Below are 13,463 nucleotides of genomic sequence, written 5' to 3' on the forward strand. Positions count from 1 at the left end.
GACGGTGGCTGGCGAACAGAACGCAGCGGTGCCCGCCGAGGCACGGGAGAAGCACGCGCTCCTCGCCGAGCAGATCGAGGAGCACCGCTTCCGGTACTACGTGAGGGACCAACCGGTCATCAGCGACGGCGACTTCGACAAGCTGCTCCGCTCGCTGGAGGCACTGGAGGACGAGTACCCCGAGCTGCGCACGCCCGACTCGCCGACGCAGAAGGTCGCGGGCGCCTACGAGACGGACTTCGCCTCGGTCCAGCACCGCGAGCGGATGCTGTCCCTGGACAACGCCTTCGACGACGAGGAACTGGCGGCCTGGGCCGAGCGCGTCGCCAAGGACGTGGGCACCGCCGAGTACCACTTCCTGTGCGAGCTGAAGGTCGACGGCCTGGCCGTGAACCTGACGTACGAGCACGGCAGGCTGACCCGCGCCGCCACCCGCGGCGACGGCCGCACCGGCGAGGACATCACACCCAACGTCCGCACCATCGCCGACATCCCGGACCGTCTCAAGGGCGACCGCATCCCCGCGCTGGTCGAGATCCGGGGCGAGGTCTACTTCCCGATGGAGGCCTTCGAGGGCCTCAACGCGCGCCTGGTCGAAGCGGGCGACAAGCCGTTCGCCAACCCGCGCAACGCGGCGGCGGGTTCGCTGCGCCAGAAGGACCCCAAGGTCACCGCGACCAGGCCGCTGCACATGGTGGTGCACGGCATCGGCGCCCGCGAGGGCTTCGACATCGACCGGCTCTCACAGGCGTACGGCCTGCTGCGCGAATGGGGCCTGCCGACCGCCGAGCACAACAAGGTGGTCGACTCCCTCGACGACGTGCGGCAGTTCATCACGTACATGGGCGAGAACCGTCACTCGGTGGTGGAGCACGAGATCGACGGCGTCGTCGTCAAGCTCGACGAGATCCCGCTCCAGGGCCGTCTCGGCTCCACCGCGCGCGCCCCCCGCTGGGCCATCGCCTGGAAGTACGCCCCCGAGGAGGTCAACACCAAACTCGTCAACATCCGCGTGGGCGTGGGCCGCACGGGCCGCGTCACCCCCTACGCACAGGTCGAGCCGGTCACCGTAGCCGGGTCCGAGGTCGAGTTCGCCACCCTCCACAACCAGGACGTGGTGAAGGCCAAGGGCGTCCTCATCGGCGACACGGTGGTGCTGCGCAAGGCGGGCGACGTCATCCCGGAGATCCTCGGCCCCGTCGCCGACCTGCGGGACGGCAGCGAGTACCCCTTCGAGATGCCCGCGGAGTGCCCGGAGTGCGGGACCGCGCTGCGTCCGATGAAGGAGGGCGACATCGACCTGCGCTGCCCCAACGCCCGGTCCTGCCCGGCCCAGTTGAGGGAGCGGCTGTTCTACCTGGCGGGACGCAAGAGCCTCGACATCGAGAACTTCGGATACGTGGCGGCGGCCGCGCTCACCAAACCCCTTGAGCCGGCCACCCCGCCGCTGCTCGACGAGGGCGGCCTCTTCGACCTCACGATGGATCAGCTCCTGCCCATCAAGGCGTACGTCCTCGATCAGGACAGCGGGCTGCCCAAGCGCGACCCCAAGACCGGCGAGGAGAAGATCGCCCTGGTCTTCGCCAACATGAACGGCGAGCCGCGCAAGAACGCCGTGTCGATGCTGGAGAACATCGCCGCGGCCAAGGAGCGCCCGCTCGCCCGCATCCTCACCGGGCTCTCCATCCGGCACGTCGGCCCGGTCGCCGCCGAGGCCCTGGCCCGCGCATTCCGCTCCATCGACCGCATCCAGCAGGCCACCGAGGAGGAACTCGCCGCCGTGGAGGGCGTGGGCGGGATCATCGCCGCCTCCCTCAAGCAGTGGTTCGCCGAGGAGTGGCACCAGGAGATCCTGCGCAAGTGGAAGGCCGCCGGCGTCCGCATGGAGGACGAGAGCACCGGCGCGGACGAGGGGCCGCGCCCGCTGGAGGGGCTCACCGTCGTCGTGACCGGAACTCTTGAGCGGCACACCAGAGATGGCGCGAAAGAAGCCCTCCAGAGCCGCGGCGCCAAGGTCACCGGTTCCGTTTCCAAGAAGACATCCTTCGTTGTCGTCGGCGACAGCCCCGGTTCCAAATACGACAAGGCGATGCAGCTGAAGGTTCCGGTTCTCGACGAGGACGGATTCGCCGTCCTGCTGGAACAAGGGCCCGACGCCGCGAGAGAAGCCGCGATGCCGACCGCCCCGGAGGGGGAATGAGACACAAACAAGGGTAGTAACAGGGGGCCTGGAGGCTGCGCGGAGTCACCCGTTCGGCGCATAGCAGACCGATGTGGGTGGCTGGGTCGCATTCGGGCAAGAGCTGTAGACCGCTGCCCGACAGAGCCTTCTGCGGCCTACTGTTGAGATGTGCGCCTGTCGTGCACGGCTGATGGCCCCTGCTCGTGGAGCGGTTGGGGTGGAACACCAGTCGTGGTGGCATGACATCGGGGCCATCGCGTGCACGTGCACCGCCGGCTGTGAGAGGGACGGGAATGAAACCGACCGAGAGCACCGCCCCGGCCGTGAGGCTGCGCGGGTTCACGGGCTTTTCGTCCAGGCTGACGGCCGTCGTCACCGGCCTCGCGGGCGTGGTCCTCGCCACCGGCTTCTACCGGGCCGTCCAGGCGGGCGACGCCCTGTTCCCCGGCGGGACCACGGGCTGGTCCGTCGCGGTCCTCACTGGCATCATCGTCGGCCATCTCGTCGCGCTCGGCCGTGAGCGCTGGTGGGGCGGCACCGGCTCCGGCGCCGCCCTCACCATCGCCGTGCTGCTCCTCTACGGCTGGCTGCCGGCCGCGCTGGTCAGCCTGGCCGTGGTCGTCCTGGTCGGCGCCGCGCGGCGCAACCGCTGGCGGCAGGGCGTGCTGCACGGCGCGGTGGACGTCCTGGGGATAGGCGCCGCGGGCCTGGTCATGGCCGCCTTCGACGTCGTGCCGGGCGTGGCCCATCCGTGGTGGCCCAGCCAGTGGGGCATCACCACCGTCCCCGAGATCGTCCTGGCCGCCGGCACCTATCTGCTGCTCACCAGGATGCTGCTCTGGTACGCGCTCGCGCCCCGCGGCGGAGGGCTGCCCACGGTCGCCCGGACGGCCCTGGTCAGACAGGGTCTCGTGGCGGTCGCGCTGCTCGGCATCGCGCCGCTGATCTGTGTGGTGGCCATGTCGGTGCCCGTCCTGCTCCCGCTGTTCGCGGTGCCGCTCGTCGCCCTCGACTCGACGCTGTGGATCGCCCGGGCCCGCGCCGAGGAGCAGCTGCGCGACCCGCTCACCGGCCTCCCCAACCGCCAGTGGCTCCTGGAGCGCACCTGGTCGGCCCTGGAGGAGGCGGAGAACAGCGGCAACCGCGCCGCGCTCGTCCTGATCGACCTCGACCGCTTCCGTTCGGTCAACGACACCCTCGGCCACCTCGCCGGAGACCGCCTCCTCCTCCAGATAGCCGAACGGCTCAAGACCGCTCTGCCGCGCGGCGCGGAGGCGGCCCGGCTCGGCGGCGACGAGTTCGCCGTGCTGCTGCCGGTCTGCGACTCCGCGACGAGCGCCATGCGGATAGCCCGGGGCCTGGTCGCCGAGCTGTCCTCGCCGCTCGACCTGGACGGGCTCACGCTGGTCCTGGAGGCCAGCGCGGGCGTCGCTCTCTTCCCCGACCACGCGCTGGACGCCGAAGGCCTGCTGCGTCGGGCCGACGTCGCGATGTACCAGGCCAAGCGGGACCGTACGGGCGTGGAGGTCTACGAGTCCAAGCGGGACTCCAACACCCCGGACCGGCTGGGCCTGTTGGGCGATCTGCGGCGCGCGCTCGACGCGGGCGACGTGGAGCTGCACTATCAGCCGAAGGTCCAGTTCGACGGCCAGGTGGCGGGACTTGAGGCGCTGGTGCGCTGGGTGCACCCGGAGCGCGGGCGGGTCTCGCCGGACGAGTTCATCGCCATCGCCGAGTCCAGCGGGCTGATGCCGCACCTCACCGAGTACGTCCTGGAGACTGCCCTCGCCCAGGTGGCGCGGTGGCGGGCCCAGGGCCTGAAGGTCCCGGTCGCCGTCAACGTGTCCCCGCGCGACGTGCACACCCCCGGTTTCGCCGGGGCCGTCGCCGCCCGGCTCGCCCGGCACGGGGTGCCGGCCGGCGCGCTCCAGCTGGAGATAACGGAACACGTCCTGCTGGAGGACCCCCAGCGGGCCGCCGACACACTGGCCGGGCTGACCGGCCACGGCGTGAAGATGTCCCTCGACGACTTCGGTACGGGGTACTCGTCGCTGGTGCACCTGCGGCGGCTGCCGGTCAGCGAGTTGAAGATCGACCGGTCGTTCGTGGCGCGGCTGGCCATCGACAACGAGGACGCCGAGATCGTCCGCTGCACCGTCGATCTCGCCCATTCGCTGGGCCTGCTGGTGGTCGCGGAGGGTGTCGAGGACGACGAGACGTGGGAGCGGCTTCGGGACCTGGGGTGCGACGCCGTGCAGGGGTGGCTGGTGGCCGCGGCGATGCCGCCTGCCGAGGCGACGGCGTGGCTGCTCGCGCGGGGGGACTCCGGGTGGCATCGGCCTGCGGAGATAGCCGCGGCCGCGGCGGCGCGGGCGGAGGCGGAGGCGGGCCGCACCTCGGGCCAGCCGGTCCAGTAACCGGCCGGGCCCCCATGCGCGGCTCCGCAGCGGGCGGCGCCGGGCGGCTTGGCATGCCGGGTGCCCTACCCAGGGCCGCTGGGGCTCCGCCCCAGACCCCGGGAGGCCCCACCCCACCCCTTCCCGAAACCCTCCGGCGGCAGGAAAAGGTGCCCGGCACCGGTACCGGCAGGGGCGCGGGGAACGCGCGATCGGCCATGGACGGTCCGCACCCGGAAGCGGCGGGGCTGCTGAGGCTGCCGCCCAAGGCCCCGTCCGGGCCTGAACGGCCTTCGTCCTCGGGTTGTCGGTGCGCCCGGCGCCGGGTCGTCAGGGGCGCGGGGAACTGCGCGATCGGCCACACACGGTCCGCACCCGGAAGCGGCGGGGCAGCTCACGACGTCCGGGCCCGAACGGCCCTCGTCCTCAAGCTTCCCCAGGGCTTGGGGGCCAGGGGACCCCCATGACGGGCCGGTGACCGAGGGTGAGGGGGATATCCGTTTCGTGGTGAGGGCGGTGCGCCCCATAGGATTGGGCCCACACCACACACACTCACCCCTGAGGATCGCTGCATGCCTGGCATTACGCGCGAGGAGGTCGCCCACCTCGCCCGGCTGGCACGTCTGGAGCTGAAGGGCGAAGAGCTCGATCACTTCGCCGGTCAGCTCGACGACATCATCGGCGCGGTCGCCCGCGTCTCCGAGGTCGCCGACCAAGACGTACCCCCGACCTCCCACCCGCTGCCGCTGACCAACGTCATGCGCGCGGACGAGGTCCGTCCGTCGCTCACCCCCGCGCAGGCGCTCTCCGGCGCCCCGGCCCAGGAGCAGCAGCGTTTCAAGGTGCCGCAGATCCTGGGGGAGGACTAATCACATGACGGACATCATCAAGCTCACCGCCGCCGAGATCGCCTCGAAGATCGCGTCCGGCGAGCTCACGGCCGTCGAGGTCACCGAGGCCCACCTGGCCCGCATCGAGGCCGTGGACGAGAAGGTCCACGCCTTCCTGCACGTCGACCGCGAGGGCGCGCTCGCGCAGGCCCGCGCCGTCGACGCCAAGCGCGCGGCCGGCGAGAAGCTCGGCCCGCTGGCCGGTGTGCCCCTGGCGCTGAAGGACATCTTCACCACCGAGGGCATCCCGACCACCGTCGGCTCGAAGATCCTCGAAGGCTGGATCCCGCCGTACGACGCGACGCTCACCAAGCGCCTCAAGGACGCCGACGTCGTCATCCTCGGCAAGACCAACATGGACGAGTTCGCCATGGGGTCCTCCACCGAGAACAGCGCGTACGGCCCGACGGGCAACCCGTGGGACCTCACCCGCATCCCGGGCGGCTCCGGCGGCGGTTCGAGCGCGGCCCTCGCCTCCTACGAGGCCCCGCTCGCCATCGGCACGGACACCGGCGGCTCCATCCGCCAGCCCGCCGCCGTCACCGGCACCGTCGGCGTCAAGCCGACCTACGGCGCCGTCTCCCGCTACGGCATGGTCGCCTTCTCGTCCTCCCTCGACCAGGGCGGACCCTGCGCCCGTACGGTCCTGGACGCGGCGCTCCTGCACGAAGTCATCGCCGGGCACGACCCGCTCGACTCGACGTCCATCGACGCGCCGGTCCCGCCGGTCGTCGAGGCCGCCCGCAACGGCAGCGTCTCGGGCATGCGCGTCGGCGTCGTCAAGCAGTTCGCGGGCGAGGGCTACCAGGCCGGTGTCGTCCAGCGCTTCAACGAGTCGGTCGAGCTGCTCAAGTCGCTCGGTGCCGAGATCGTCGAGCTGGACTGCCCGTCCTTCGACCTGGCGCTCTCCGCGTACTACCTGATCGCGCCGTCGGAGTGCTCCTCCAACCTGGCCCGCTTCGACGCCATGCGCTACGGGCTGCGGGTCGGCGACGACGGCACGAAGTCCGCCGAGGACGTCACCGCGCTGACCCGCGAGGCGGGCTTCGGCGACGAGGTCAAGCGCCGCATCATCCTCGGTACGTACGCGCTGAGCTCCGGCTACTACGACGCGTACTACGGCTCGGCCCAGAAGGTCCGCACCCTCATCACGCGCGACTTCGAGAAGGCCTTCGAGCAGGTCGACGTGATCGTCTCGCCGACCACGCCCACCACCGCCTTCCCGATCGGCGAGCGTGCCGACGACCCGATGGCGATGTACCTCGCGGACCTGTGCACCATCCCGACCAACATGGCGGGCAACGCCGCCATGTCGCTGCCCTGCGGCCTCGCGCCGGAGGACGGCCTGCCGGTCGGGCTGCAGATCATCGCCCCCGCCATGAAGGACGACCGCCTGTACAAGGTGGGAGCCGCTGTCGAGGCCGCCTTCGTGGAAAAGTGGGGTCACCCGCTGCTTGAGGAGGCTCCGTCGCTGTGAGTGCACTGACCAAGGCCAAGGGATTCAAGAAGTCCAAGGCCGGTACGTACCTGTCCATCGGCACCACCGCGTTCGGCGCGATCAGCGTGGTCAAGCAGGCCAAGAAGGCCCGCACCGAGCACGACACGCTGAAGCTGCTCGACGCCGTCGTCTCCGCCGCCGCCATCGCCACCGGTGTCGCCATCCTGCTGCGCGAGCTCAAGCGCATCGGGGACGACGACGTCCTGTTGGGCTGAGAGGGAAGTTTTTCACCGTGACCGTTACTGATCTGGTCTCGTACGAGGACGCCCTCGCGTCGTACGACCCCGTCATGGGCCTGGAGGTCCATGTCGAACTCGGCACCAAGACCAAGATGTTCTGCGGCTGTTCCACCGAGCTGGGCGCCGCGCCCAACTCGCAGACCTGCCCCACCTGCCTCGGTCTGCCCGGCTCGCTGCCGGTCGTCAACGCGATCGGCGTCGAGTCGGCCGTCAAGATCGGCCTCGCGCTGAACTGCGAGATCGCCGAGTGGTGCCGCTTCGCCCGGAAGAACTACTTCTATCCGGACATGCCGAAGAACTTCCAGACCTCGCAGTACGACGAGCCGATCGCCTTCAACGGCTATCTGGACGTCCAGCTGGAGGACGGCGAGATCTTCCGCGTGGAGATCGAGCGCGCCCACATGGAGGAGGACACCGGCAAGTCCACCCACGTCGGTGGCGCGACGGGCCGCATCCACGGCGCCTCGCACTCGCTCCTCGACTACAACCGCGCGGGCATCCCGCTCATCGAGATCGTCACCAAGCCGATCGAGGGAGCGGGCGAGCGCGCCCCCGAGGTCGCCAAGGCGTACGTGGCCGAGCTGCGCGAGGTCATCAAGGCGCTCGGCGTCTCCGAGGCCCGGATGGACAAGGGCCAGATGCGCTGCGACGTGAACCTGTCGCTGCGTCCGCACGGCGTCGAGAAGTTCGGCACGCGTTCGGAGACCAAGAACGTCAACTCGCTGCGTTCGGTCGAGCGGGCCGCCCGCTTCGAGATCCAGCGCCACGCGGCCGTGCTGTCCTCGGGCGGCACGATCGTGCAGGAGACCCGGCACTTCCACGAGGACGACGGCTCCACCACCTCGGGCCGCATCAAGGACAACGCCGAGGACTACCGCTACTTCCCCGAGCCGGACCTGGTGCCGGTGGCTCCCGCGCGCGCGTGGGTCGAGGAGCTGCGGGCCGCCCTCCCGGAGATGCCCCGGGTGCGGCGCAACCGCCTTCGCGAGGAGTGGGGCGTCACCGAGCACGACATGCAGTCGATGCTCAACGCCGGCGCCGTCGACCCGATCGTCGCGACGATCGAGGCCGGTGCGGACGCGGCGGCCGCCCGCAAGTGGTGGATGGGTGAGCTGGCCCGCAACGCCAACGAGCAGGGCGTCGCGCTCGACGAGCTGCCCGTCACCCCGGCGCAGGTCGCCCGGGTCGCGGCGCTCGTCGCCGCGGGTGACCTCAACGACAAGCTGGCGCGCCAGGTCATCGAGGGTGTCCTCGCGGGCGAGGGCGACCCGGACGCGGTCGTCGAGAAGCGCGGCCTGAAGGTCGTCTCCGACGAGGGTGCGCTGGGAGCGGCCGTGGACGAGGCGATCGCCTCCAACGCGGCCATCGCGGACAAGATCCGGGGTGGCAAGGTCGCGGCCGTCGGGGCGCTGGTCGGGGCGGTCATGAAGACCACGCGGGGTCAGGCTGACGCGGCGCGCGTCAAGTCGCTGATCCTGGAGCGGCTGGGCGTCGAGGGCTAGTCCCTCCGCCCCGAGGGGCGGTTCCCGCCGGCGATTCGCCCGGCGGGAGCCGCCCCTTCCGCATGCCGCGCCCTGCAACCCCCTGGGGGCTCCGCCCCCAGACCCCCGTTCGCGCCTAAAGGGCGCTCGTCCTCAATCTCCCCCAAGGCCTTAAGGGCCAGGGGGGACCCCCATGACGGGCTGAGGTTGCCCCTGCTGGCCAGCACCGTACTGCCTAGGGGCGCGGGGAACTGCGCGAGAAGCGGGCACGGTCCGCAGATCGAAGGGGGTGAAGGGGCGCGGGGAACTGCGCGACCAGCCACGCACGGCCCGCAGCCGAAGGCATCCGCACGGGCCCGCAGCCGAGGGCATCCGCACGGGCCCCCAGCCGAGACGCCAAGCGCCCCCGGCAGGGGAGGCGGGCCGGGATGACAAGCGCCCCCGCAGGGGAGCGGGGCTGGATGCCAAGCGCCCCCGCAAGCGAGGGGGTTGGACTTTTGGGGGTGGGGGCTTGGACGTTCACCCCGGGGCCGGGGCGGGGCCTTCTGACGGACACCCGGGGTCACTACCGTTCCCCGCGTAGCACCTCACACGCACGGCTCGGGAGGACCTCTTGATCACGGACATCTCACGGCGACGCCTGTTCGCGCTCGGCGGCGGCGCACTCGGCGTGGCGGCCGCCGGGTCGCTGCTGCCGCCCTCGCTGCAGACGGCGATGGCCGCGGGCCCTCCCGCCGGTGGGCTGGGCGCGGTCAAGCATGTCGTGATCCTGATGCAGGAGAACCGGTCCTTCGACCACTACTTCGGCAGCCTGCGCGGGGTGCGCGGTTTCGGGGACCGCAACGCCCTCCAACTCCCCGGCGGCAAGCCCGTGTTCGAGCAGCCCGGCCCGCTCGGCACCACCGTGCTGCCCTTCCCCGTGCGCGGCGCGGCCGCCGCCCAGCACAAGGACCTCCAGTACATAGGCGCCCTCGACCACTCCTGGAGCGGCGGCGCCCAGGCCTGGAACGGCGGCTGGATGGACAACTGGGTGTCCGCCAAGACCTCGGCGACGATGGCCTACTACGACCGCCAGGACATCCCGCTGCACTACGAGCTCGCCGACACCTTCACCGTCTGCGACGCCTACCACTCCTCGATCCACAGCTCCACCAGCCCGAACCGCAACCACCTGTGGAGCGGCAAGACGGGGTACGAGGCGAACGGGAAGCGGGCCGTCGGCAACGACGCGTACGACGAGGGCACCCACCCCGGGTACGGCTGGGGCACCTACGCCGAGCGGCTGGAGAAGGCCGGACGCAGCTGGAAGACGTACACCGAGTGGGAGAACTTCACCGACAACCAGATCGAGTTCTTCACCACCTTCAAGGCGATCGCCCGCAAGGCGCTCGCCAGGACCGGTGGGCACACGTTCATGGAGTCCTTCTACTCCGTGGTGCGCGACGCCCCGAACGACGCCGAGCGCCAGCGGCTCCTCGGCCTGCTCGACCAGGGCGTGGCCACCCTCACCAAGGCCGAACGCAGCCTGTTCGAGCGGGGGTTGAGGCGGGTGCCGACCGGCACGCTCGCCGAGGCCTTCGGCAAGGACGTCGCCGCCGGGACCCTGCCCGAGGTCTCCTACCTGGTGCCCTCCGCGCTCGACTCCGAGCACCCGAGCGTGTCCTCGCCGGTGCACAGCGCCACCATCGTCTACAAGGTCCTCGACGAGCTCGGCAAGCACCCCGACGTCTGGCGGCACACCGTCGTCCTCATCAACTACGACGAGAACGACGGCTTCTTCGACCACGTCCCGCCGCCCGTCGCCCCGCCCGAGGTGGCCGAGGAGCAGTGGGAGGGCAAGCCCACCGGGCTCGGCGCGCGGGTGCCGCTGCTCGTCGTCTCGCCGTGGAGCGTCGGCGGGTACGTCTGCTCCGAGGTCTTCGACCACACCTCGGTGATCCGCTTCCTGGAGCGGTGGACCGGGGTGCGCGAGCCCAACATCAGCGCCTGGCGGCGCACCGTCACCGGCGATCTGACCTCCGCCTTCGACTTCAAGCGGGGCAGGCCCCAGCCCGCCGTGGCCCACCCGGGCCCCATTCCGCCGCTGAGCGGACGCTGGCGTCCCGTGCCGCCCGCCCAGCAGCACATGCCCGTACAGGAAGAGGGCACCCGGCCCGCCCGGCCGCTTCCGTACCAGCCGGACGCCCATGCGCGGGTCACCGACGGCGCGCTCCAGGTGCAGCTCAGCAACAACGGTCAGGCCAGCGTCCATTTCGCGCTCTATCCGTACGCCAAGGAGTTCGCCGCGCCGCAGCACAAGGACGTCCGGGGCAAGGCGCAGTGGAGCGTGCCCCTGACCGGTGGGGCGAACGGCGCCTACCGGTTCACCGTCATCGGGCCGAACGGGTTCCGGCGGGAGTTCGAGGGGGCCGCGGGCGTGGACGCGGCCGAGGTGACCACCTATCTCGACCACCACGACCGCGACGTCCATCTGACGCTCCGCAACCGCGGCAGCGCCCCCGTCACCTTCGTCGTCCGGCCGCTCGGCTACGCCGACGAGGCCGACCTGCGGGACTGGAAGCGCAGCGTCACGGTCAAGCCCGGACGCAGCCGCACCGTGGTGCACTCCGCCGCGGACGCGCACGGCTGGTACGACCTCGAAGTGACCGCGGACGGTGGCGGCGCGTTCCGCAGGCGCCTGATGGGCCACATCGAGAACGGCCGCCCGAGCGTCTCCGGCTGACCGGGCCCCGGCTCGGCCGGGGGAGGCGCCCTGGGTGGTCGTGGCGGGCTGCGGCGACGCGTCGTCGTGGCAGCCCGCGAGTCCCGCCGGCGCGACGAGCGTCGCGAGGGCGAGAACCATGCGGCGAACCAGGCCTGAATGCACGGTGCTTGACGCTGTGTCAGCTCCCCGTCGCCAGGATCGTGGCCGAGTTGCGCAGCGTGGCGTCGACCTGCCGCTTCACCTTGGTGAGGTCCTCGGCGTGCTCGTCGATGTACTTGTTCTCGTACGCCGTGAGCACCGCCCACCACGTGCCGACGACATTGGTCCGCTGTTTGCAGGCGACGTCCGCGCGGGCGGTCGCGATCTCCGTGGACGTCGGCTGCGGGGCCCTCCAGGCGGGGTCGTTGACCGCGTCGTCGGGGGTTTTGTAGGTGTATCCCTTGTCTTTCATGCAGGTGCTCCAGGCGCTGAACGCGTCCAGGACCCGGCTGTCCGATTTCGACTGCTGATAGGGGCCGAGCATGACGTTCGCCGCGTCGAAGATCCCCACTCCGGGGGCGCCGCCTTTGGTCAGCTCCGCCTCCACCACGGCGCTGCACCCGCCTTTGGGGACGGAATGCCCATTGATCTGGGGCCCTTTGTAGGTGCCGGTGAAGACCGACTTCTCGACCGGGGTCGGGTCGTTTCCCGCCGAGGATTTCCCGCCGTTCTTCGAATGATCGTCGGGCGAGTGGTACCCGTACCGGGAGGCGCGGTTCTCGTCGATGATCAGGAACAGCGTGTCGAGTTTCTGCCCGACGGGCGCGGGGTCGACCACGTCGCTGCCGTGCCAGTCGATTCCGTACTGCGTCATGCAACGCCGGGCGAGAACGCGCTGGGCGTTGAGCGTGTCCAGGTACTGCTGCTGATTGAGGGTGTACGCGTCCAGCGGCAGCGGCTTGATCTGGGAGGCTTCGGTGATCCTCGGAACGGCGTCGGTCTTCGGCTGGGCGGGCTGCTGTGAGGAGCCCGAACAGCCCGCCGCGGCCAGCAGGGCCACGGCGCCGGTCAGGGCGGCCAGTGGGCCCGATATCCTGAGGGCTCCCGCACCCGGGCTCCCTCCTCGTGCAACTCGCGCTGTCATGGCCGCCTTTCGCACTTCCTGCCCGCACGGTGAGGGGTGGGGAGCCGCCGGTTCGCCGGCCGACTGCCGCCGCGGACCGTGCCCTGGTCCGCGGCGGCAGCCGAGTGGGATCCGGTCAGCTCCACTCGATGGAGCTGGCCCGGTCGTTCATCGCGTCCCCGACGTAGCTGGAGTCGCCGACGAAGCCGTAGGTCGAGCCCCAGCGGTTGCTGTTCTCATACAGCTTGGTGTAGCAGTTGGCGTAGCTGCGGAACGACGAGATGACGTCGTTCCAGCCGCTCGGCATGGAGTTGATGTAGTAGTCGACGTCCGAGGTGGTCGCGGTGCAGGTGCCGCCCGTGACGGTGTACGTGGCGCCCTGGTAGTTCGCGTCGACGAACTCGATGCCGATGACGGTGGCGGCCGGGCCGAGGTGGGCCGAGGCGGCGGCCGGGGCGGCCGAGGCGGGCGTGGCGAGACCGGCCAACGCGGCCACGGTGACACCGGCCACGGCCAACGCGTATCTGGATCTCACAGCGAATCTCCTTCAGCTTCCTGGGAAATGACGTGAGGCCGAGCTTTCGTGCTCTCTTGGTGCACGGTTCCGGCCGGAGACCGCTGAGTCCCGGGAGTCTCCCAGGGCAGGAGAACCGTAAGTGGTGCCGTTCTGTCCGGTCAATGGAGAGATTGCGGACTCCCTGGCTCCATGGGATGGAAGGAACGCCAGAGAAGCCTGATGAGGTGCCATCCTGGCCGGAATTCCGTGACAACGTGTGTGAACGGCCGGTCCGGACCAACCAATTCCAGGCCGGGGAAGTCCTGTTGAAAAGCGTTGGTAAAGATCGTGTTCTCCGGTGCCTCTCCTGCGCGGTCCGTTCACACGGGCAGTGATTCGGCCACACTGTGCGTCAAGCGTCCCGGAATTCCCCTCTTGACGCGGACCGGCCGGGACATAAGGCTGGCGCCCGATC

At 70.6% G+C, this 13,463-nt stretch carries 9 protein-coding genes; 7 read left to right on the top strand and 2 right to left on the bottom strand.

Features of this window, described 5'->3' with window-relative positions; translation table 11 throughout:
* Positions 1 to 4: 4 nt before the first annotated feature.
* From ligA to DT019_RS20390, 7 genes are all read left to right on the top strand, one after another.
* Positions 5 to 2,200 (top strand): NAD-dependent DNA ligase LigA, encoded by a 2,196-nt coding sequence (ligA, locus tag DT019_RS20360; RefSeq protein WP_114038368.1) that lies wholly within the window; start codon positions 5 to 7, stop codon positions 2,198 to 2,200.
* A 275-nt stretch (positions 2,201 to 2,475) separates the two neighbouring features.
* Positions 2,476 to 4,599 (top strand): putative bifunctional diguanylate cyclase/phosphodiesterase, encoded by a 2,124-nt coding sequence (locus tag DT019_RS20365; protein ID WP_114038300.1) that lies wholly within the window; start codon positions 2,476 to 2,478, stop codon positions 4,597 to 4,599.
* A 551-nt stretch (positions 4,600 to 5,150) separates the two neighbouring features.
* Entirely contained in the window at positions 5,151 to 5,447 is a 297-nt protein-coding gene (gene gatC, locus DT019_RS20370; RefSeq protein WP_003966094.1) for an Asp-tRNA(Asn)/Glu-tRNA(Gln) amidotransferase subunit GatC, read from the top strand.
* Between the two features lie 4 nt (positions 5,448 to 5,451).
* Positions 5,452 to 6,945, top strand: a complete 1,494-nt coding sequence (gene gatA, locus DT019_RS20375; RefSeq protein WP_114038301.1) for an Asp-tRNA(Asn)/Glu-tRNA(Gln) amidotransferase subunit GatA — start codon at positions 5,452 to 5,454, stop codon at positions 6,943 to 6,945.
* The gene (locus DT019_RS20380) at positions 6,942 to 7,181 is read left to right on the top strand and encodes a hypothetical protein (protein ID WP_114038302.1); all 240 of its coding nucleotides are present in this window, start codon (positions 6,942 to 6,944) and stop codon (positions 7,179 to 7,181) included. Before gatA ends, DT019_RS20380 begins: the two co-directional genes overlap by 4 nt.
* A gap of 17 nt (positions 7,182 to 7,198) precedes the next feature.
* Positions 7,199 to 8,707, top strand: coding sequence for an Asp-tRNA(Asn)/Glu-tRNA(Gln) amidotransferase subunit GatB (gatB, locus tag DT019_RS20385; RefSeq protein WP_114038303.1), 1,509 nt, complete (start codon positions 7,199 to 7,201; stop codon positions 8,705 to 8,707).
* Positions 8,708 to 9,299: 592 nt separating this feature from the next.
* Positions 9,300 to 11,408 carry a phosphocholine-specific phospholipase C gene (locus DT019_RS20390; protein ID WP_114038304.1) on the top strand — a complete coding sequence of 703 codons (2,109 nt, stop codon included), beginning with the start codon at positions 9,300 to 9,302 and terminating at the stop codon, positions 11,406 to 11,408.
* Positions 11,409 to 11,568: 160 nt separating this feature from the next.
* On the opposite strand, the gene DT019_RS20395 is transcribed toward DT019_RS20390, so the two are convergent.
* Together DT019_RS20395 and DT019_RS20400 are read right to left on the bottom strand one after the other, a co-directional pair.
* A complete protein-coding gene (locus DT019_RS20395; RefSeq protein ID WP_147267330.1) occupies positions 11,569 to 12,513 on the bottom strand; it encodes a hypothetical protein in 945 nt (314 codons plus the stop codon).
* A gap of 115 nt (positions 12,514 to 12,628) precedes the next feature.
* Positions 12,629 to 13,027: a hypothetical protein gene (locus tag DT019_RS20400; RefSeq protein ID WP_147267331.1), complete on the bottom strand. Its 399-nt coding sequence runs from the start codon at positions 13,025 to 13,027 to the stop codon at positions 12,629 to 12,631.
* Positions 13,028 to 13,463: the final 436 nt, after the last annotated feature.

It is taken from the genome of Streptomyces sp. SDr-06 (assembly GCF_003324565.1).
GTDB lineage: Bacteria > Actinomycetota > Actinomycetes > Streptomycetales > Streptomycetaceae > Streptomyces.